The organism is Serratia sp. ASV30, assembly GCF_016428815.1.
In the GTDB taxonomy this organism is placed as follows: Bacteria; Pseudomonadota; Gammaproteobacteria; order Enterobacterales; family Enterobacteriaceae; genus Chania; species Chania fonticola_C.
In genome coordinates this window covers 1-21,174 of sequence record NZ_JAELTL010000032.1, presented here as the reverse complement: position 1 = coordinate 21,174, position 21,174 = coordinate 1, and the positions used below count along the sequence as shown (strand labels likewise).

General features: G+C 53.8%; 22 protein-coding genes, 1 pseudogene and 1 riboswitch. Of the genes and pseudogenes, 15 read left to right on the top strand and 8 right to left on the bottom strand.

Annotation, left to right across the window (positions count from 1 at the left end):
- Window positions 1–196: 196 nt before the first annotated feature.
- From yegS to gutQ, 14 genes are all read left to right on the top strand, one after another.
- A complete protein-coding gene (gene yegS, locus JHD74_RS15190; RefSeq protein ID WP_074029415.1) occupies window positions 197–1,096 on the top strand; it encodes a lipid kinase YegS in 900 nt (299 codons plus the stop codon).
- Between the two features lie 442 nt (window positions 1,097–1,538).
- Window positions 1,539–2,753, top strand: coding sequence for a D-mannonate dehydratase ManD (manD, locus tag JHD74_RS15185; protein ID WP_024486179.1), 1,215 nt, complete (start codon window positions 1,539–1,541; stop codon window positions 2,751–2,753).
- A gap of 14 nt (window positions 2,754–2,767) precedes the next feature.
- The gene (locus tag JHD74_RS15180; RefSeq protein ID WP_199063002.1) at window positions 2,768–3,781 is read left to right on the top strand and encodes a Zn-dependent oxidoreductase; all 1,014 of its coding nucleotides are present in this window, start codon (window positions 2,768–2,770) and stop codon (window positions 3,779–3,781) included.
- A 107-nt stretch (window positions 3,782–3,888) separates the two neighbouring features.
- Window positions 3,889–5,283 (top strand): MFS transporter, encoded by a 1,395-nt coding sequence (locus JHD74_RS15175; protein ID WP_024527029.1) that lies wholly within the window; start codon window positions 3,889–3,891, stop codon window positions 5,281–5,283.
- Between the two features lie 67 nt (window positions 5,284–5,350).
- Window positions 5,351–6,811, top strand: coding sequence for a mannitol dehydrogenase family protein (locus JHD74_RS15170; RefSeq protein ID WP_024527028.1), 1,461 nt, complete (start codon window positions 5,351–5,353; stop codon window positions 6,809–6,811).
- Window positions 6,812–6,912: 101 nt separating this feature from the next.
- Window positions 6,913–7,599 carry a GntR family transcriptional regulator gene (locus JHD74_RS15165; protein ID WP_024527027.1) on the top strand — a complete coding sequence of 229 codons (687 nt, stop codon included), beginning with the start codon at window positions 6,913–6,915 and terminating at the stop codon, window positions 7,597–7,599.
- 224 nt (window positions 7,600–7,823) lie between these two features.
- Window positions 7,824–8,873 carry a class I fructose-bisphosphate aldolase gene (gene fbaB, locus JHD74_RS15160; protein WP_021178801.1) on the top strand — a complete coding sequence of 350 codons (1,050 nt, stop codon included), beginning with the start codon at window positions 7,824–7,826 and terminating at the stop codon, window positions 8,871–8,873.
- Between the two features lie 243 nt (window positions 8,874–9,116).
- The gene (locus tag JHD74_RS15155; RefSeq protein WP_021178802.1) at window positions 9,117–9,665 is read left to right on the top strand and encodes a PTS glucitol/sorbitol transporter subunit IIC; all 549 of its coding nucleotides are present in this window, start codon (window positions 9,117–9,119) and stop codon (window positions 9,663–9,665) included.
- 15 nt (window positions 9,666–9,680) lie between these two features.
- Window positions 9,681–10,670, top strand: coding sequence for a PTS glucitol/sorbitol transporter subunit IIB (locus tag JHD74_RS15150; protein WP_024527025.1), 990 nt, complete (start codon window positions 9,681–9,683; stop codon window positions 10,668–10,670).
- Window positions 10,671–10,688: 18 nt separating this feature from the next.
- The gene (srlB, locus tag JHD74_RS15145) at window positions 10,689–11,051 is read left to right on the top strand and encodes a PTS glucitol/sorbitol transporter subunit IIA (protein ID WP_021178804.1); all 363 of its coding nucleotides are present in this window, start codon (window positions 10,689–10,691) and stop codon (window positions 11,049–11,051) included.
- A gap of 10 nt (window positions 11,052–11,061) precedes the next feature.
- On the top strand, window positions 11,062–11,841 hold the full coding sequence (gene srlD, locus JHD74_RS15140) for a sorbitol-6-phosphate dehydrogenase (protein WP_074029427.1): 780 nt from the start codon (window positions 11,062–11,064) through the stop codon (window positions 11,839–11,841).
- Window positions 11,842–12,087: 246 nt separating this feature from the next.
- Window positions 12,088–12,444, top strand: coding sequence for a transcriptional regulator GutM (gutM, locus tag JHD74_RS15135; RefSeq protein ID WP_024527023.1), 357 nt, complete (start codon window positions 12,088–12,090; stop codon window positions 12,442–12,444).
- An 83-nt stretch (window positions 12,445–12,527) separates the two neighbouring features.
- On the top strand, window positions 12,528–13,304 hold the full coding sequence (locus JHD74_RS15130) for a DNA-binding transcriptional repressor (RefSeq protein WP_021178807.1): 777 nt from the start codon (window positions 12,528–12,530) through the stop codon (window positions 13,302–13,304).
- Window positions 13,297–14,268 carry an arabinose-5-phosphate isomerase GutQ gene (gene gutQ / locus JHD74_RS15125; RefSeq protein WP_024527022.1) on the top strand — a complete coding sequence of 324 codons (972 nt, stop codon included), beginning with the start codon at window positions 13,297–13,299 and terminating at the stop codon, window positions 14,266–14,268. The genes JHD74_RS15130 and gutQ overlap by 8 nt, the downstream gene beginning before the upstream one ends.
- Before the next feature lie 82 nt (window positions 14,269–14,350).
- Here gutQ and JHD74_RS15120 read toward each other — a convergent pair whose 3' ends face one another.
- The 4 genes from JHD74_RS15120 to thiM form a co-directional block, all read right to left on the bottom strand.
- On the bottom strand, window positions 14,351–14,809 hold the full coding sequence (locus JHD74_RS15120) for an inhibitor of vertebrate lysozyme family protein (RefSeq protein ID WP_199063001.1): 459 nt from the start codon (window positions 14,807–14,809) through the stop codon (window positions 14,351–14,353).
- 84 nt (window positions 14,810–14,893) lie between these two features.
- A complete protein-coding gene (locus JHD74_RS15115; RefSeq protein ID WP_199063000.1) occupies window positions 14,894–15,943 on the bottom strand; it encodes a Fic family protein in 1,050 nt (349 codons plus the stop codon).
- A gap of 127 nt (window positions 15,944–16,070) precedes the next feature.
- Entirely contained in the window at window positions 16,071–16,871 is an 801-nt protein-coding gene (thiD, locus tag JHD74_RS15110) for a bifunctional hydroxymethylpyrimidine kinase/phosphomethylpyrimidine kinase (RefSeq protein WP_199062999.1), read from the bottom strand.
- Window positions 16,868–17,662, bottom strand: a complete 795-nt coding sequence (gene thiM / locus JHD74_RS15105) for a hydroxyethylthiazole kinase (RefSeq protein ID WP_024527018.1) — start codon at window positions 17,660–17,662, stop codon at window positions 16,868–16,870. The genes thiD and thiM overlap by 4 nt, the downstream gene beginning before the upstream one ends.
- A gap of 36 nt (window positions 17,663–17,698) precedes the next feature.
- Window positions 17,699–17,790, bottom strand: a riboswitch (TPP riboswitch).
- A 250-nt stretch (window positions 17,791–18,040) separates the two neighbouring features.
- On the opposite strand from thiM, the gene JHD74_RS15100 reads away from it, so the two are divergent.
- Entirely contained in the window at window positions 18,041–18,445 is a 405-nt protein-coding gene (locus JHD74_RS15100; RefSeq protein ID WP_199063013.1) for a tyrosine-type recombinase/integrase, read from the top strand.
- Window positions 18,446–18,729: 284 nt separating this feature from the next.
- Here the strand turns inward: JHD74_RS15100 and JHD74_RS15095 are convergent, their stop codons facing one another.
- From JHD74_RS15095 to JHD74_RS15080, 4 genes and pseudogenes are all read right to left on the bottom strand, one after another.
- Entirely contained in the window at window positions 18,730–19,629 is a 900-nt protein-coding gene (locus JHD74_RS15095; protein ID WP_199062998.1) for an IS1 family transposase, read from the bottom strand.
- Between the two features lie 74 nt (window positions 19,630–19,703).
- Window positions 19,704–19,967 (bottom strand): PAAR domain-containing protein, encoded by a 264-nt coding sequence (locus JHD74_RS15090; RefSeq protein WP_199062997.1) that lies wholly within the window; start codon window positions 19,965–19,967, stop codon window positions 19,704–19,706.
- Between the two features lie 76 nt (window positions 19,968–20,043).
- Window positions 20,044–20,796, bottom strand: coding sequence for a hypothetical protein (locus JHD74_RS15085; RefSeq protein WP_199062996.1), 753 nt, complete (start codon window positions 20,794–20,796; stop codon window positions 20,044–20,046).
- A 43-nt stretch (window positions 20,797–20,839) separates the two neighbouring features.
- A pseudogene (locus tag JHD74_RS15080) lies at window positions 20,840–21,174 on the bottom strand (hypothetical protein); the annotation flags it as partial.

Sequence of the window (21,174 nt, the reverse complement as noted above, 5' to 3'; positions counted from 1 at the left end):
AGAAAGATATTCCCCCCATTGGGCATTGACTATATAAATACCCGGCCGCAGCCAAACTCGCATTACCTGAATATTCTTATGGCCCGCCACTGGCTTGTGGTTTATCGTTAACAGCTTGGGTTAGGGGTCTAGCTACAGGGAAAACCACCTGGCCACCCTTTGACAGCCGATTCGTTTTTCGCCACAAGGATCAGGAATGCACCAATATGCACCAGCACTGCTTATCATCAATGGTAAAAGCTCCGGCAACGAGGAAGTTCGCGCAGCGGTGAACCTGCTGCGCCATGAGGGCCAGACCCTGCATGTCCGCGTCACCTGGGAACTGGGAGATGCTGCTCGTTACGTCAAAGAGGCTAGCCAACTGAGGGTTGAAACCGTGATCGCCGGTGGCGGTGACGGCACCATCAATGAGGTCGCTGCCGCATTGGCACAACTCCCCGCAGAATCTCGCCCAATACTCGGCATACTGCCGCTGGGCACCGCCAACGACTTTGCTACCGCCTGCTCTATTCCCCTACAACCAGATTTGGCCTTGCAGTTAGCCATCAAGGGCCGAGCGGTGCCGATCGATCTGGCCAAGGTCAATGACGAACGCTATTTCATCAATATGGCGACTGGCGGCTTTGGCACCCGCATCACCACCGAAACCCCGGAAAAACTGAAGTCTGCGCTGGGGGGCGTTTCTTATTTCATCCATGGGCTGCTGCGCCTGGATGCGCTGAAAGCCGACAGCTGCGAGATCCGTGGGCCCGATTTCCATTGGGCCGGAGAAGCGCTGGTGATCGGTATCGGTAACGGCAGGCAAGCCGGGGGTGGGCAAAAGCTTTGCCCTGGCGCGCTGATCAACGACGGTTTATTGCAGGTACGCCTGCTCACCGCCGAAGAGTTGCTGCCTACGCTGGTCAATATCTTGTTTAGCGGTGAGGAAAACAGCAACGTAGTTGATGCCTCATTGCCATGGCTGGAAATCACCGCGCCACATGAAATCACCTTTAACCTTGATGGCGAACCGCTGAAGGGCCGCAATTTCCGCATTGAGGTGCTGCCAAATGCTATTGAGTGCCGCTTGCCACCAAATTGCGACCTGCTGGGATAAGCAAATAAGCCACGCGCTCAGATCGAGCAGGCGTTAGCCCGACGTAACCCCCTCACCCTACCCCTCTCCCCAAGGAGAGGGGACAATACGTGCTACAAATTAGATCCTGCGCTCAACCACTACATCGTCTAAACGCCCTCTCCAACAGAGTGATTTAATCTGCGGCAACCCCATCTCGTCCCCACCACATCATCGAAACAGCTCCCTCTCACTGTTGGAGAGGGTTGGGGTGAAGGGCTGGTGCAACAAATTAACTCCCGCTTCTGAACACGCCAGCGAACCAACATCCCTCTTTTTACCTCAAGATAACCCCCCCCCATGTCTGCGATCCACCAATAAATGTGATCTCCAGCGGCAATTCTCATAAATCATACTTGTATGGTAGTTAGTTCAAGGTTAATTTCCGCCCATACGTTATCAGCAACAACAGGATGTGGAAGTCATGAAAATTGTTAAAGCCGAGGTGTTTGTCACCTGCCCTGGAAGAAATTTCGTCACCCTGAAGATCACTACCGACTGCGGGCTAACCGGGATCGGCGATGCAACCCTGAATGGCCGCGAACTGCCGGTCGCGTCTTATCTGGAAGACCACGTCTGCCCGCAGCTGATTGGCCGCGATGCTCACCAGATCGAAGATATCTGGCAGTACTTCTACAAAGGTGCTTACTGGCGCCGTGGCCCGGTGACTATGTCGGCAATCTCTGCGGTGGATACGGCATTGTGGGATATCAAGGCCAAAGCGGCCAATATGCCGTTGTACCAGTTGCTGGGTGGCGCTTCACGTACCGGCGTCATGGTGTATTGCCACACCACCGGCCACTCGATTGACGAAGTGCTGGACGATTATGCCAAGCACAAGGAACTGGGCTTCAAGGCGATCCGCGCTCAATGTGGCGTACCAGGGATGAAAACCACCTACGGCATGGCCAAGGGCAAAGGCCTGGCGTATGAGCCTGCGACCAAAGGTAACTGGCCGGAAGAGCAGCTGTGGTCAACCGAGAAATACCTCGATTTCACCCCTAAACTGTTTGAAGCCGTGCGTGACAAATTCGGTTTTGACGAACATCTGCTGCATGACATGCATCACCGCCTGACGCCGATCGAAGCGGCCCGCTTTGGCAAAAGCGTTGAGCAATATCGCCTGTTCTGGATGGAAGATCCTACCCCGGCCGAAAACCAGGAGTGCTTCCGCCTGATCCGCCAGCATACCGTGACCCCGATTGCGGTCGGTGAGGTGTTCAACAGCATCTGGGACTGCAAACAGCTGATTGAAGAGCAACTGATCGATTACATTCGCACCACCATCACCCACGCCGGGGGCATCACCGGCATGCGCCGTATCGCCGATTTCGCTTCGCTGTATCAGGTGCGTACCGGCTCACACGGCCCTTCCGATCTTTCGCCAATCTGCATGGCGGCGGCGTTGCACTTTGACTTGTGGGTGCCGAACTTCGGCGTGCAGGAATATATGGGCTACTCCGAACAGATGCTGGAAGTGTTCCCACATAACTGGACGTTTGACAACGGCTATATGCATCCAGGCGAAAAACCAGGGTTGGGCATCGAGTTTGACGAAAAACTGGCTGCCAAATATCCCTACGATCCGGCCTACCTACCGGTAGCGCGCCTGGAAGACGGCACCCTGTGGAACTGGTAAACCGAGGAGTTTCTATGAAAAGCATTACTGTTCAACAGCCAGGGCAATTGGTGATTGAAGAACGCCCGTTGCCCTCACCGCAGCAGGGTGAAGTCCGGATCCGTGTGGCTAGCGCCGGGATCTGCGGTTCCGACGTGCATATCTACCGTGGCCATAACCCGTTTGCCAAATACCCGCGCGTGATCGGCCATGAATTCTTTGGCCATATCGACGCTATTGGCGAAGGTGTCGCCCCGTCACGCATCGGCGAACGCGTGGTGGGCGATCCGGTCGTCAGCTGCGGCCATTGCTATCCCTGCTCGGTGGGCAGGCCGAACGTCTGCACCGAACTGCAGGTTATTGGCGTGCACCGTGACGGCGGATTCAGCGAATATGTGACGCTACCGGCCAAAAATGCCCATCGGGTGCCGGACAGCATTCCAGACAACGAAGCCACGATGGTCGAACCCTTCACCATTGCTGCCAACATCTGTAGCCAACTGCAACCTGGCCCGTTAGATGTGGCATTGGTGTATGGTGCCGGGCCGATGGGCCTCACCTCTATTCAGGCACTGCGCGGCGTTTACGGCGTTAAACAGATTGTGGTGGCTGACCGTATCGATGAGCGCCTGGCTATGGCCACCGCCAACGGCGCGGATGTGGTAATCAACAACAGCCAGCTTGATTTGGCCAACGAGTTACAAAAACTCGGCATCCGGCCAACGCTGATCATCGATGCTGCCTGCCACCCGGCCATTCTGCCGGAGGCGATCGGCTTGGCTTCTCCCGCCGCACGCATTGGCATTATGGGCTTCTCTGCCGAGCCCTGCGTGATCAGCCAGCAAGCCATTACCAGCAAAGAGATCTCGATTTACAGCTCCCGCCTCAACAGCAACCGCTTCCCGCAGGTGATTGCCTGGATGACGCAACGCCAGATCCAACCAGAGAAGTTGATCACCCATCAGTTTACGTTTACGCAAGTGCTTGAAGCGATGGAGATCTTCGAAAAAGACCAAAAGCAGTGCTGTAAGGTTTTACTGAAATTCTGACCTGACCACTTTCCAGCTACGGCCTGCTGTAGCTGGAGAGAAACAGGGGCTTCTGACCCTAATCTTTGCCGTCCTTACAACAACAATTTGCAGAGAACAGAACAATGATGAACGCAAAAATTGACAACACTCAGCCGGAAAGAAGTACCTCGGATCTGATCAAGGCAGCCGTTTCCGGCTGGCTTGGTACCGCACTGGAATTTATGGATTTTCAGCTTTATTCGCTAGGTGCAGCATTAGTCTTCCATGAAATATTTTTCCCGGAACAGTCTGCCGCCATGGCGTTAATCTTGGCGATGGGAACCTACGGCGCGGGTTATATCGCCCGTATCGCGGGTGCCTTCTTCTTTGGACGCATGGGGGATACCATCGGCCGTAAAAGGGTGCTGTTTATTACCATTACCATGATGGGGATCTGCACCACCTTAATCGGCGTGCTGCCAACCTATGCGCAAATCGGTATTTTCGCCCCTCTATTACTGGTGTTACTGCGTATTATTCAAGGGCTGGGTGCCGGTGCGGAAATATCCGGAGCCGGAACCATGCTGGCGGAATATGCGCCTAAGGGTAAACGCGGGATTATCTCTTCCCTGGTTGCCATGGGCACCAACTGTGGCACGCTGTCGGCAACTGCAATCTGGGCCGTCATGTTCTTCTTCCTGTCTAAAGAAGAGCTGCTGGCCTGGGGTTGGCGCGTACCTTTCCTGGCCAGCGTGGTCGTCATGCTGTTCGCCATCTGGCTGCGTATGAACCTGAAAGAAAGCCCGGTGTTTGAAAAGGTTAACGACGACAGCACCACCGCAACACCGGCTCACGCCGTGGCTGACAATACCCATTCGCTGTCGGCGATGTTCAGCAGCAAATCCTTCTGGCTGGCTACCGGGCTGCGTTTTGGCCAGGCAGGCAACTCCGGTCTGATCCAGACCTTCCTGGCCGGTTATCTGGTGCAAACTCTGCTGTTTGAGAAGGCTATCCCTACCGACGCCTTGATGATCAGCTCCGCCATTGGCTTTATTACCATCCCGTTCCTTGGCTGGCTCTCCGACAAGATCGGCCGCCGGGTGCCTTATATCCTGGTCAATATCTCCGCCATCATTCTGGCTTACCCAATGATTTCGATGATTGTGGATAAGACCAATGAGGTGAACGTGATTATGGCCTCGATCATTATTATCCATAACGTCGCGGTGCTGGGCCTGTTTGCGCTGGAAAACATCACCATGGCGGAAATGTTTGGTTCACGTAACCGTTTTACCCGCATGGCAATCTCCAAAGAGGCCGGTGGTTTGGTGGCGGTCGGCTTCGGCCCGGTATTGGCCGGTATCTTCTGCAATATGACCGATTCCTGGTGGCCAATCGCCGTTATGATGATCGTTTACTCCGTTATCGGCTTGCTGGCCGCGATATTGATGCCAGAAGTCAGAGATCGCGACCTGAGCCTGGCGGAAGATGCCGCAGAAAGCCCTGCGCTGCCGATTGCCCAACGCGTCAGCAGTCATTAATCCCCTTCAATTTTCTGCCGCAGAGAAGGTTCTGCGGCAATCAGACCATTACACAGTGAGTGTTAACATGGATACCAAGCTGTTAGCCGCCAACGCCATTGTTCCGCAGTACGATCGTAGCAAACTGGTTCCGCGCCTGGTTCATCTGGGCTTTGGTGCCTTTCATCGCGCCCACCAGGCGCTATACGCCGATATCCTGGCACAGGAGCACGGCAGCGACTGGGGATATTGCGAAATCAACCTGATCGGTGGCGAACAGCAAATCGCCGATCTCAAACAGCAAGATATGCTCTACAGCGTGGCAGAGATGTCAGCCGATGCCTGGCAATGCAGAGTGGTGGGCGTAGTAAAACAGGCGCTACATGCGCAAGTTGACGGGCTGGACGCCGTATTCCAGGCCCTGGCCCAGCCCGAAGTGGCGATTGTGTCCATGACCATCACCGAAAAAGGCTACTGTCATTCCCCCGCCACCGGCCAGTTGCAGCTGGATCATCCGTTGATTATGCGGGATCTGGCTAATCCGCATCATCCGCAGAGCGCCGTTGGGGTCATCGTCGCAGCCTTAGCTCAGCGTAAAGCGGCCGGGCAATCTGCATTCAGCGTAATGTCTTGCGACAATATGCCGGAAAACGGCCATGTCACCCGTAACGTGATCACCGCCTATGCCAAAGCGCTCGATCCGGCGTTGGCAACGTGGATCGAAACCTACGTCACCTTCCCTTCCACCATGGTCGATCGCATCGTGCCAGCCGTGACGCCAGACACCCTGGCCCAGGTCGCACAGCAAACCGGCGTGCAGGACCCGGCAGCCGTAGCCTGCGAGCCGTTCCGCCAATGGGTGATTGAGGACAATTTTGTCGCGGGCCGCCCGGCATGGGAACAAGCCGGTGCCGAACTGGTCAGCGATGTCTTGCCGTTCGAAGAGATGAAGCTGCGTATGCTGAACGGCAGCCACTCGTTCCTGGCCTATCTGGGTTATTTAGCCGGTTACCGGCATATCAGCGACTGTATGCAGGATGCGCATTACGTCAATGCCGCCCGCCATCTGATGCTGGCTGAGCAGGCTCCCACGCTGAACACCCCGGGCACCGATCTGGAGAAATACGCCGATTCCCTGCTGGCACGCTATCGCAACACGGCGTTGAAGCACCGCACCTGGCAAATCGCCATGGACGGTACGCAAAAGCTGCCGCAGCGCATGCTGGATTCGGTGCGCTGGCATCTGGCCAACGGTAGTGATTTTGACTGTCTGGCGCTGGGCGTAGCGGGTTGGATGCGTTACGTCGGCGGTAAGGACGAACAGGGTCAACCGATCGACATCAGCGATCCATTGCGTGAGGAAATTGCCCGACGCGTCGCCAACAGTGCTGAAGGTGAGCCTCGCGTGATGGCGTTACTGCAAATGACCTCGGTATTCGGACGCGACCTGCCGGATAACCAACGCTTCGTCAACGCCGTGACCAATGCTTATCTGGCGCTGTTGGCGCGGGGAGCGAAAGCAACGGTGGCAAGAGTGCTGGCGCGTTAATAGCAAAGCATAGAATGCGGGTGGATTTATCCGCCCTCTCTCACGGGTTAATCTGCTAGTATGGTGGCATTCACTACTACTCTCATATATTGATTGTCGCCATGTCAGAATCGTACGTCCTCACGAATAATGTCCCGGTCAATCAGCAGATCTATCGTTTCCTGCGCAAAGATATCGTCGATTGCACCATCCCTCCGGGCACGTTGCTTTCCGAGAAAGAGATCTCCACCCGTTTCAGCGTTTCACGCCAACCGGTGCGCGAAGCCTTTATCAAACTGGCTGAAGCGGGGCTGGTGCAGATCTTGCCGCAACGCGGTACCTTCGTGATGAAAATTTCCGCCAAACGAGTGGCCGACGGGCGCTTTATCCGTCAGGCGGTAGAATGTGCCATCGTGCGGCGAGTTGCCACCACCATCACCCCCGAGCAGTTGATGACGCTGGAGCATAACCTGCATCGCCAGGAGCTGGCGGCACAGAATAATCAGATCCGTGAGTTTTTGGCGCTGGACGACGAATTCCACCATCTGCTGACGCAAATGGCCAACTGTGCCCTGGCGTGGGAAACCATCGAGACCATCAAAGCGACGATGGATCGGGTGCGCTTCCTCAGCCTGAGCGAAGTGTCACCGCCGGAGAATCTGATCCACCAGCATTACCGCATTTTTGAGGCACTGAAAGCCCAGGATCCAGATGCGGCGGAGCGGGCTATTCACGAGCATTTACAAGAGATGATCTACTCGATCACCCCGATTGCCCTGCAAAACACCGACTGGTTTGAAGCCGAATAAAAGCAATTCCCCTCTCCGATCAGGAAAGGGGACACCATCAACAAGCGCTCACTCGCAAATTTTGCCTTCTAAATAGCATTTCTTCTCAATCGCATCTATTGTCTCTTCGCATCATCAGGTTTTGATTAGTATCTTTTGCATAGCTTCAATCACCGCTTTTGACTACGCCGGTGGCCAAATACCCAGAGTTACCGGTGTATAGGAAGCTTTAACGGGAGTGAATCATGACGGATATTGCACAATTGTTAGGTAAGGAAGCGGAAGACCTTCTGCAACACCGCTGCACCACCATCCCTGCGGAAAATCTGTACCTGCCCGGTGGCGACTTTGTTGATCGGGTGATGATCGACAACAACCGCCCAAACAGCGTGCTGCGCTCAATGCAAACCTTGCTCAACCATGGCCGCCTGGCGGGCACCGGTTACCTGTCTATCCTGCCGGTCGATCAGGGGGTGGAGCACTCTGCCGGGGCCTCGTTTGCCGCCAACCCGCTCTATTTTGATCCGAAAAATATCGTTGAACTGGCGATCGAAGCCGGGTGTAACTGCGTGGCATCCACTTACGGCGTGCTGGCTTCAGTCTCCCGCCGCTATGCCCACAAGATCCCGTTCCTGGTCAAACTGAACCACAACGAAACCCTGAGCTATCCAACGCAATACGACCAGACCCTGTATGCCAGCGTTGAGCAGGCGTTCAACATGGGTGCGGTGGCGGTTGGTGCAACCATTTACTTCGGTTCCGAGCAATCACGCCGCCAGATTGAAGAGATCTCGATCGCCTTTGAGCGCGCTCACGAACTGGGCATGGTGACCGTATTGTGGGCCTATCTACGTAACCCTGCGTTCAACAAGGATGGCGTCGATTATCATTCCAGCGCCGATCTGACCGGCCAAGCCAACCACATTGCGGCCACCATCGGTGCCGATATCGTTAAACAGAAAATGGCCGAGAACAACGGCGGCTACCGTGCGGTGAAATTCGGTTATACCGACGATCGCGTCTATGACAAGCTGACCACCGATCACCCAATCGATCTGGTGCGCTACCAGTTGGCAAACTGCTACATGGGCCGTGCTGGTTTAATCAACTCTGGCGGCGCGGCAGGGGAAAACGATCTGCAAGAGTCAGTGCGTACCGCCGTGATCAACAAGCGGGCTGGCGGGATGGGCCTGATCCTGGGGCGTAAAGCGTTCAAGAAATCGATGAAGGATGGCATCGCCCTGATCAATGCCGTGCAGGACACCTATCTCGACAACAGCGTTACCATCGCTTAATCGTTATTTATCAAATTATTAGTCTTCAAGGCTCAGCTCTGCTGGGCCTTTTTCATGCCCTCGCCCCTCTCTCCTTTCATCATTAATTACTTTTCTTTCATCTTTAACTTTCACAATAAAATATTTATCTTTCAAAGTGTGATCCATTTAAAACAAAAACCGCAGCAAAGTGGTTACTGTATGACCCATGGCGACAGAGCCGCACTTCGCTCCAGGCCATAGCATCCATCACAGGAGAAAAAAATGATTGAGCTAATAACCCACGGAGCCGAATGGTTTATCGGCCTGTTCCAAAAAGGCGGAGAAGTGTTTGTCGGTATGGTGACCGGCATTTTACCGTTGTTGATCAGCCTGTTAGTTATCATGAACGCGTTGATCAACTTTGTTGGCCAGGAACGTATCGAACGTTTGGCACAGCGCTGTGCCGGTAACCCGGTTTCACGCTACCTACTGCTCCCCCTGATCGGCACCTTTGTGTTTTGTAATCCGATGACGTTGAGTCTCGGACGTTTTATGCCAGAGAAATATAAACCCAGTTATTACGCCGCAGCCTCCTACAGTTGCCACTCCATGAACGGCCTGTTCCCCCATATCAACCCTGGCGAACTGTTCGTTTACCTCGGAATTGCCAGCGGTTTGACCACGCTTGGTTTGCCGTTGGCCCCTCTGGCAGTGAGTTATTTCCTGGTTGGGCTGTTCACCAACTTCTTCCGCGGTTGGATCACCGATCTCACCACCAGCGTGTTTGAACGCAAGATGGGCATCCAACTGGATCGCCAGGTTCAACTTTAATTTGTGGAGCGCAGCATGAGTGCTTATATCCGTATTGAGAAAGGTGCTGGCGGTTGGGGTGGCCCACTACAGTTACCTATCGAACCCGGTAAGAAAATCGTCTATATCACCGCTGGTACCCGTCCGGCGATCGTCGATAAGCTCAGCGATTTAACCGGCTGGCCTGCGGTCGACGGTTTCAAAGAAGGCGAACCACCGGCGGAAGAGATTGGCCTGGCGATTATTGACTGTGGGGGGACGTTGCGTTGTGGCATCTACCCTAAACGCCGCATCCCAACCATCAATATTCATTCAACTGGCCGTTCTGGCCCGCTGGCGCAGTTTATTCTGGAGGATATTTACGTTTCCGGCGTGCGGGAAAACAACATCAGCCTGATTGAGGTTGCACAAGGGTCTGAAACTCCTCTGCCCACTGAAAAACAGCCACAACCAAAGGTACGTGACTACGATACCAGCAAAAAAATCACCGAACAGAGCGATGGCCTGTTGGCAAAAGTCGGGATGGGTATGGGGTCAGTTGTAGCGGTGTTTTTCCAGGCCGGACGTGACACCATCGACACCGTGTTAAAAACCATTTTGCCGTTTATGGCCTTCGTCTCGGCGCTGATCGGCATCATCATGGCCTCTGGTCTGGGTGACTTTATCGCCCACGGCCTGACGCCGCTGGCCAACAGCCCAATCGGCTTGGTGACATTGGCGCTGATCTGTTCCTTCCCCCTGCTTTCACCGTTCCTCGGCCCTGGCGCCGTCATCGCTCAGGTCATCGGCGTGTTGGTGGGCGTACAGATTGGTCTTGGCCATATCCCCCCTCAGCTGGCTCTCCCGGCGTTGTTCGCCATTAACGCCCAGGCCGCCTGTGACTTTATCCCGGTAGGTCTGTCCCTGGCAGAGGCCAAGCAGGATACGGTGCGTGTCGGCGTCCCTTCGGTATTGGTTGGGCGCTTCCTCACTGGCGCACCTACGGTACTGATCGCCTGGGCCGCATCGGCCTTTATCTACCAATAAATTGCCCGGAGGAAAACCATGAGCACCATTTTCCAGACCACGATCACCCAGATTGGCGGCTGCGCCCGTGACGCACTGTTGGACAACATGCTGATCACCTTCCGCGAAGGCGCACCGGCAGATATTGAAGAGTACTGCTTCATCCACCAGCACGGCGAGACCGCCGGTGAATTACAAACCGGGGGCGTAATGGAACTTGGCGACCGGCGCTACCCCATCACCGCTGTCGGAGAGGTTGCCACCCAGAACCTGCGCGAATTGGGCCATATCACCGTACGTTTTGATGGAGAAACTCAGGCTGAATTCCCTGGCACGATCCACGTAACAGGCAGCACGCCCGCTGATATCCCGTTAGGCAGCACACTGAAATTTATCGCATAAGGAGTAGATCATGTCTGAAGTAGCTGTAGTGATTGGCGGTGGCCAAACGTTGGGTGCTTTCCTGTGCCATGGCCTGGCTGAAGCGGGTTATCGCGTTGCGGTCGCCGATTTGAATGCCGACAACGCCAATCTGGTGGCACAGCAAATCAATCAGGAGTTCGGGGCCGATCGCGCCATCGGTTTCCAGGCCGATGCCACCGATGAGGCCAGCGTTATCGCGCTGGCTAGCGCGGTTGACCGGGCTTTCGGTCAGACAAACCTGTTGGTGTATAGCGCCGGGATTGCCAAAGCCGCGCCGATCACCGATTTCCCACTGGGGGACTTTGATCGCTCCTTGCAGGTGAACCTGGTGGGTTATTTCCTTTGTGCCCGCGAGTTCTCTCGCCTGATGATCCGCGACGGTATCACCGGACGCATCATTCAAATCAACTCTAAATCCGGCAAGGTCGGCAGTAAGCATAATTCCGGCTACAGCGCCGCCAAGTTCGGTGGCGTTGGATTGACGCAGTCGCTGGCGCTCGATCTGGCCGATTACGGGATCACCGTGCACTCCCTGATGCTCGGTAACCTGTTGAAGTCGCCGATGTTCCAGTCGCTATTGCCGCAATATGCGCAGAAGCTGGGGATCAAGCCTGAAGAGGTCGAGAAGTATTACACCGATAAGGTTCCGCTGAAACGCGGCTGTGACTATCAGGACGTGCTGAACACGCTGCTATTTTATGCCAGCGACAAAGCCTCTTACTGTACCGGCCAGTCGATCAACATTACCGGTGGCCAGGTGATGTTCTGATTTACGGGTTGGGAATAAGGGCTAACTAGAATATGTACCTAACAGCCCCTCACCCCCACCCTCTCCCAATGCATAGACCATGCTCCTCATGGACACCTGTTTTAGGGAGAGGGAGCCAGTCCGGAGCCGCGGTCTGGTGCAGGAGCAAACTTGTGGCACGTACAGTCCCCTCTCCCTGTGGGAGAGGGTTAGGGTGAGGGGACGATCACCGGACTCCCTTTCATTTTCACACAGGAGAACAACCGTATGACCAGCGCACTAGTTACCTTCGCCGTTATCGCATGGCTGATGCAAATCGCCCTGGGTTGGTGGCAGCTCCAACGCTTTAACCGCGCGTTCGAGAGCCTGTGCCAGTTGGGCACCGTGGGCGTTGGCCGCTCTGGGGGGAGGTTCAAACCCCGCGTGGTATTGGCGCTGGCGTTTGACGCCCAACAACGAGTCTGTGGCAGCATGCTGATGCGTGGCCTGACCATCTTCGCCCAGCCGAAACAACTCACGCAGTTACATGGCATGCACCAACAACAACTCTGCCCAGATGTGATCTTCCCTGAGGATCGGGCATGCCAAACTGCACTATCGTTAGCGATCGCACCGAAATCATGATATTTTCACATTAAAAGACATTACCTTTCATAGTGAACTATATCACCGAGAGGAATGGTCAACTCTTGTGAACAGGGATCTCTATGAAACCAAAGCAGCGGCAAGCCGCTATCCTCGAATACTTGCAGCGGCATGGCAAAACGGCAGTGGATGCCCTGGCAGAGCATTTTTCCACGACCGGCACCACCATCCGTAAAGATCTCACCTTGCTGGAAGAAGAAGGCGAGGTGATCCGCACCTATGGCGGCGTGGTGCTTAGCCGTGACGATGGCGATCAGCCCATCGATCGTAAAACCCATATCAACACCGAAAAGAAACGCCAGATCGCCTATGCGGCCATCAAGCTGATCGACGATGGCGATTCACTGATCTTTGACGCGGGCAGCACGGTATTGCAGATGGTGCCGCATCTGGCGCAGTTCAATAACATCACCGTGATGACCAACAGCCTGACTATCGTTAACGCGCTGGTGGAACTGGATAACGATCAAACCATCCTGATGCCCGGTGGCACCTACCGGAAAAAATCCGCCTCCTTTCATGGCAGCCTGGCGGAATCGGCATTTCAGCAGTTCAGCTTCGACAAGCTGTTTATTGGGGCCGACGGTGTCGACCTCAATGCGGGTGTCACCACCTTTAATGAGGTGCATAATGTCAGCAAGGCGATGTGTGAAGCCGCCAGCCGCATTGTATTGCTGGTCGATTCCTCGAAGTTTGGCCGCAAAAGCCCTAACGTGGTGTGCGATCTGAGCGTCGTGGATACTCTGATCACCGATAACGGCATCAACCCGGATTACCTGGCTGCGCTACAGGCCAAAGGTATCAATATCATTCTGGTAGGAGACCCCCTTGATGAGTAACGCCACTGCCCTGCTCAACTTTGCCCGTGAAACACTGGAAATTGAGCTGACCGAAGCGCAGCGCCTGCTGACACGCTTGGATGACAACTTTGTCCAAGCCTGTGAACTGCTGCTCAACTGCCGTGGCAAGGCGGTGATTTCCGGGATTGGTAAATCCGGCCATATCGGCAAGAAGATTGCCGCTTCATTGGCCAGCACCGGCACCCCGTCGTTTTTCGTCCATCCGGCGGAAGCCTTGCATGGCGATTTGGGGATGATCGGCGCCGAGGATGTGGTGATCTTCATCTCCTATTCAGGCCGCGCCAAAGAGCTGGATCTGATCCTGCCGCTGCTGGCAGAGAGCAAGATCCCAGTCATTGCCATGACCGGTGGCAAAGAGTCGCCACTGGCGCTGGGTGCTGCCTGTACGTTGGACATCAGCGTTGAACGTGAAGCCTGCCCGATGGGCCTGGCACCAACCTCCAGCGGAGTGACGACGCTGATGATGGGGGATGCATTAGCGATGGCCCTGATGCGCCAGCGTGGTTTTAATGCCGAGGACTTTGCCCGCTCCCATCCAGGTGGCAGCCTGGGTGCTCGCCTGCTAAATCGCGTCCATCATTTGATGCGTACTGGCGATCGCCTGCCGATGGTGCAAGAAAGCGCCAACGTGATGGAAGCCATGCTGGAGTTGAGCCGTACCGGACTAGGCTTGGTAGCCGTATGTGATGCACAGCAAAAAGTGGTGGGCGTGTTTACCGACGGCGACCTGCGCCGCTGGTTGGTGAAGGGCAATAGCCTCAATGATGGCCTCAGCCCGGCGATCACTCGCCCCGGCTACCGCTTGCCAGAACAGTGGCGTGCCGGGGAAGCCCTGGAAGCGCTGCACGAACAGCACATCAGCGCCGCTCCGGTGGTAGATATCGATGGTGTACTGGTAGGGGCAATCAATCTGCACGACCTGCATCAGGCCGGGATCGGCTGATAGTAGCAAACCTCTCAAGCAGGGGCGTAGCATGCTACGCCCGCTTAACGGCCTTGGCGCATAGCTTTGCCCCTCAGCAGCGTTACTTCCAGTCTGGATTACCCTCAAACTGTTTCTTCAGCAACGCTTTCATCTGATCATCCGGTTTACCCAACCATTGATATTTGGCGTATTTCTTCGGATGGTCGATAGCCTGCGGCTTATTGGGCACTTCAACCCGCACGCCCCAAGCCTGGGATTTGTCTGCTTTGAAAGCCACAATCATAAAGTTATTGGCGCAGTCATGCGGCTTGCAGATGTTACCGATCTGGTAGCTTTTCCCTTGCCAGGTGACGGTTTCGGCTGGTGTGGAAGTGCCGATCCCTTTGCGCGCCCAACCCGGTAACTGTGCCTGGCCCTTCACCATATTTTTCCAACTGGTTTGGTAGCCCGGCTGCTGGATCAGATCTGAAGCAGTGATAATCTGTTCGGCAAAACTGCCGGTGCTAAATCCAAGCAGGGCCGCAACCATGGCTCCCAGCAACCTCTTTTTTCCTATCATGGTCTTCTCCCTCGGTAAATCAAAAGCGTAGCTCCAAGTAGCTCAGACCACAATTACACGGGAAAGTTGGCTCAGCGTTTGTCATCAGACTACCTGCCAATACCCTTTTTTTGTTGCCCCAACCCTGATTAACCGCTTTCCTTCTTGGAGCACCTTGAGGCTTCGCTCAATGGTACGGCTGCTCATCGCCAATGTTTCCGCCAATTGGGCAATGGTGACGGACGGGTTGGCAGCAATAATGGCCAAGACACGTTCAGTCGTTCGGCTAAGCGGTGGTAAATTTTCTTCCGACATTTCTTCCGACATTTCTTCCGACATTTCTTCCGACATTTCTTCCGACATTTCTTCCGACATTGTGGCAGGTTTCCCCTTCTGCCCGCCAATACCTTCAGCTAATGCCGCCACCAGTTTCTCCAGCATGAAATCAATAAATGCGGTGCAATCGCTAGCCCGATCACAGACTCCCAGGACTCGGTAATAGTCCTGCTGCTGATTATGGATCAGGGTTTCAACCGGTAGCCATGCTAGCTCTGAACGCCATTCACTGAGGATCAACGTTTGCCATAAACGCCCCATTCGCCCATTGCCATCGGCAAACGGATGAATAAATTCGAATTCATAGTGAAAGATAGAGCTGGCGATCAGTGGATGAATATCGGTGTGCTTTAACCACGCCAGCAGATCGCCAACCAAACGCGATAGTTGGTTGGCAGGTGGTGCCATAGGGATAAGTTGTTTATCCCTATATACCCCAACATTACCGCTGCGTAGCTGCCCCGGAGCATCGACCAGCCCTCCCATTAAAAAGCCATGTGCCACCAACAAATCCTCAAGACGATGGCTTTGCCAGCTTGGCAATTTTTCATAGGTAAGAATGGCGTTACGGACTTCCTGAATATCTTTTGCCGGTGCCAACACCCGCTTACCGTCCATAATTGCAGTCACCTGCTCAGTAGACAGGCTATTATGCTCAATGGCCAATGACGCCTGGATGGTGCGGATACGGTTCTCTTTGCGTAACAAAGGTGAAGATTGCCCAGCCTGCGCAGCCCAATGCCCCAATAGCTCCCCCACCTCAATCACCTGATTCAGGATAGCTGGCGTAATGGTATAAGGTGGTTGATAACCAGCCATCTTGCTTCCCTTTGTTAGCACAAATCAATCAGCCTGAGCCCCATTGGGCTTGGTTCCCGATCATGGGGGGCTTGGTGGAAAATATCAAGCAATTGACCAACTAGCATCGGCTAGTGGAAAAGTTGGCTCACCACCAGGCATGGAAATGATGCACCGGCCCAATACCCTGCCCCACCTCCAGGCTATCGGCCTGCTGTAAAGCCAGTTGCAGGTAGTTTTTTGCCGCTGCCACGGTATCGGCCCAGCTCTGGTGGCGCGGACGCAGGGCAGCCAGTGCCGCAGATAGGGTGCAACCGGTGCCGTGCGTGTGCCTGGTCACTATGCGCGGCGCACTAAAGCGCTGCTCAAAGCCAGGAGCAAATAGCCAATCTGGGCTTTCCTCTTCACTTAGATGCCCCCCCTTCATCAACACCGCCTGACAGCCCATCGCCAACAATGCCTGGCCCTGCTCACGCATTTGCGCTTCGTTTTGTGCCGGAGCACAGGCCAGCAAAGCAGCGGCCTCAGGCAAGTTCGGCGTGATAATGGAAACCAATGGCATTAGCTCACGGCGGATGGATTCCACCGCATCCGGTGCCAGCAGCGGGTCACCACTTTTAGCCAGCATCACCGTATCCAGCACCACATAAGGCAGCTTGTAATGGCGTAGGCGCTCGGCCACTGCCCGCACGATATCGGCATTAGCCAACATGCCGATTTTAGCGCTATCGATACGCACATCGCTGAGTACCGAATCCAACTGGGCGGCCACAAATGCCGGTTCGATATGATATACCGACTGCACGCCACGGGTATTCTGCGCCACCAGCGCGGTGATCACGCTGGTGCCATAGGCCCCCAACGCGGAGAAGGCTTTCAGATCGGCCTGAATACCGGCCCCGCCGCTAGGATCGGTGCCAGCGATGGTGAGTGCGTTAATCCGTTTCATAGCAGATCCTCCATCCTCAGTTGGTAGAGGGCATCCAGGAAGGCGGCAGTAAAGCTGCCAGGGCCAGAACACTGCGCCGTGGCCCTTTCACCACAAAGCGCCATCACGCGGCAAGCGGTGGCAACGTTATCCAGCCGATCGCCTGGCAAACTGCAAAATGCTGCTGCAACCGCTGAAAGCGCACAGCCAGTCCCCACCACGCGCGTCATTAATACATCACCACCCGTAACGGCCCAGTCTCGCTCGCCATCGGTGATGTAATCTGTCTCACCGGTGACGGCCACAATAGCCCCGCAATTACGCGCCAATACCTGTGCTGCGGGTAATGCAACCAGCGAGTCATCCTGGCTATCTACGCCACGGGCGCTGGTCTGCAGGCCGCTCAATGCAATGATTTCCGACGCGTTGCCACGGATCGCCACAGGCCGCAGGGTGAGCAAACGGCGGGCGAAGGTAGCGCGATATTCCAATCCCCCAACGGCAACCGGATCCAGTAACCAGGGTTTTTCAGCACAATTGGCAGCCTCGATGGCGGCTAGCATTGATTCTGCTCGCGATGCATGCAGGGTGCCGATATTGATCAACAGCGCATCGGCCACGCGGCTGAACTGCGCGGCCTCTTCCGGCTCCACCACCATCGCGGGGGAAGCTCCAAGCGCCAGCAGCACATTGGCCGTCAGCTCTTGCACCACTTCGTTGGTCAGGCAGTGGATCAATGGAGGTTGGCGTTTAAATTGGTTAAAACAGGCCGCGGCACGGGTGCCGGGTAACACATCAGGTCGAGTAAACATAATGCTCCCAACCGGCGTTCAAGAAGGCGGGTACCGGCTGAGATACCGCGACATCCCTACGCTGGCATAATCCAGATCAGGTAATACGGGTAATTTCTCAGCCCCTAAGGGCACCCCGAGTCGACGTTTGCCATTATTGAGGTTACGATCGGTAAGGTCAATCATGGCAAGCAAGTTACGCACCTCAGAAATGAAGTACATGGACGTAAAACCATTACAGCCGTTATCGGTAAAATTAGTGAAACAGCCTTAGTAAAGAACAGTACCACGCCCTCTGGCCCACTCTTAGTGATACTCCATCGCAAGCAGCAATACGTTTTTTTATGGTCACGGGGGCCTGGAAGAGTGAAGTAACGAAGATGACATGGTCCGAGCTGGATCTGGACTCTGCCTGCCACGAGAACAAAAACCCGGCAAGAACGCATCTACCCTCTCCCTGCTGTACTCATTGAGTTGTTAAAAGAGTGGTCTTGGACAAGAAAGACCAACGATAGCCTTGGTTGGGGTTACATTGGTGAGACAACGATGGCACATTCAGCAGAACGCTTACGCCCGATTGTTGGTAATGATTTCACGACACATGATATTCGCCGTAGTGCCGCGTCATTGATGAGTGGTGAGGCAGGTATTGATCCGATGGTTGTTGATCTGCTATTGGGGCACAGTGTTAAGGCGGTAACGTCCAAGATTCTTGCGACTTACCAGCCCAAGGCTTTTCAGGAGAATGTGAATGCTGCCTGGCCTGTTTGGTTCGAGTCGTTTCAGCAGGAGATTATTGGTTAGGAAGTAGCATCAATCAGAGGAGTCATGATGCATTGGTGTGTTAATGCTGATAATTAACGATTATTTATTGAAGATAAGGAAAAAGTTGTTAACCATGATACGCCACACGACAGTTCGTACAGGCTTGGCTCGTCTTAGATGCCCCAGCGAAGTCGCAGAGGCTGTTTTAGGCCATTCTCGCAAAGGTATCGAGGGCACCTATGACCTCCACCGCTACGAGGATAAGTGTAAGGTCTGGCTGCAAAAATGGGCTGACTACCTCGATACCTTGAAGGTATGATTTTTCAATTCCGAGTATCTTCAGATCGTTTCCTAGTATAGAAATTATTCATCGTTTGCTTATTGATTTGAACATGGCGACGGCTACGCTGCCATGCTATCCAAGCCACCAATTCTTCGTACCCTTGCTGCTTCATCGTCAGCGCAAAGCTATCTCGCCAACGATTGAGTAACAACATCTGTACCCCCAGTTGGCGTTGAATATCCGAAATGGTATCTCCCCGAACCAGGCAATCGACATAAGATGACCAGAGTGGCATATGATAGTGCTTTCTCAGCGGTGTATTGGCTAGCAGGTTGAAGCCTTGCTGACAGCCTGTGCAATAGAACTGCGGGCGGGCATGAATACGGTAGCAAGATTGCCCACACTCCGAACAATCAGCCGTTTGGCTGAACTCAAGCTCATGTAGCCAGGCTTTGAACTGTTCACACTGCTGGCTCACTTTTTTGGGTAGTTCGACAAACTCTCGCTGCTGACGTGGGAACCACCACGCATACAACGCGGGATAGTCCACACGCATTATCTCGGCGATGACATTATCACGATGGTAAACGCCTGCTATCGAAATATTCAGGCGTTCGCTAATCTTGGCGGTGGTCATCCCTGAAAGGCGGTAAGCAGCAATATGGGGCCACAAAGGAATAAACTCCTGCCGACATCTTGCCAGTGGCGTTCCATACAAGCGATTGAATCCTCCATCACAGCTTTTACACCGATAGTTTTTGATGGTTTTGTCTCGTTTGCTCGCCCGGTTGTCTACCCGAAACGACTTGTGGCCGCACTTGGGGCAGCACTCTGGCGTTTCAAACGGGAAATGCTTCAGATAGTGGATCAGGCGATCGGCCTCTTGATGCAGAGACTCCGGCAGATAAAGGTAATAGTTGATCTCAGTTTCATGAATCACGTTACAAATCTCGTTTTATTCTTTACAGCTATGACCTTCTCGGGGAGATAGCTACGGGAGCGTAATGCTACCCGTTATCCAGAATGAGTTGTGCCATGCCTGCTAGCTATCAAACGTGCACCACAACTGGTTAGGTCTCCTTCACGAGCGACATTTTTACCACTAACGCTAAATCCTTGAGCATGGCCAACAATCACTGTAGAACCATGTTGTGGGCATACGACTGTATCCCCTTCACAGGCGACCATCGCGCCCTGATTTTTAAAGCCTGAACAGGCAGTAGTAACAACTCCGCCATGATCAGTTTTATCGCCCAGCACAATCAATGGTTTAGACATGTTAATCCTGTTCTCTGAGTGATTTTTCTACGGATAGGTATGAACCGGGTTTCCAACAAAAGTAAGCACTTTCCCATCACGCTATTTGATTTGACCATTGCATGAAACATTGTTGGAGGTGATAAACCCTCAAGAAGATCTCTTTTGCCGCCAAGCAGTTGTGCCAACGTGGGCGTAGAGGATCATTGAAACAATAAGCCCCATCATAATATTGGGCAATGGTTAGCAATAGGTGGGCATGATCATCGCAGTTAACTGGCAGGGCTTGGGTGCTGATCTTGTGCAAAGCCTGATACATCGCAGAGAACTCTGCGAAATCAACGGGCATATAGCTTCTCCCTTCTGCGACAAAGAGTTTATTGGTTGCCAGAGAAGGATCATGCCACTGAGGTTGGTTGGTCTCTGGCTGATATTGGGGTACTACAATGCTGAGGATCAGTGACATTTGTTCCTCAAACCAATCCCGAGTCCAATCTTGTTGATACTCAATGAGATAGCTATGGATCGGATCATCATCAGCTAAGTAGAGAGCATCCAACTCTTGAAGGACAATCTGTTTTAAAGTGTGAAAACGACTATCTTGCATGAAGAAAGAACCAAAACAGAGCCTGGCTGAGCATACCCGTATTGCCAACAATTGGCTTGGGCGGCCATTGTCCTCAGTCCACTGATAACTCTGTGTGACTGCCTGCGCCAGAGCCTCCTCGGTGATGTTATGCATGGCTATCAAGGCCGAGAAGTTAGCCGAGAGATTTTCTACCCCATTGGTAACGAAATCCCGCGTTCGATTGTCATAAATAGTGTCATGCATAGCAGACGTTATTTTCATTTTTCGTTACCCCCGGTAGCTGTTGTAAGGGTCGTTAAGTCAATTACTTAAATAAATCAGGTAAGAAAGCCAACGCTGGATTAGCTTCTTTTAATTTATCCATAACAGGCTGGAACCACTCCGGTTTCTGCCATTGGTTAAAATCGGGGCGATGATCAATAGCCATCGGGGTTTTCAACAACGGGTGATCAATTTCTGGTGTGGTTAACCCATGACGTGTCCGGAAGTTTTTTACTGCCTGATACTCGAAAGGCCAAAGTAATAACACAGGCTGTTCAATCTCATGGCCGGTAATGCTGCTTTTATTGTTATCCAAAAATAATGACACCCATTTCAGATGGTTATCACAAAGCTCCATAAGCCATTCTTTTACGATAC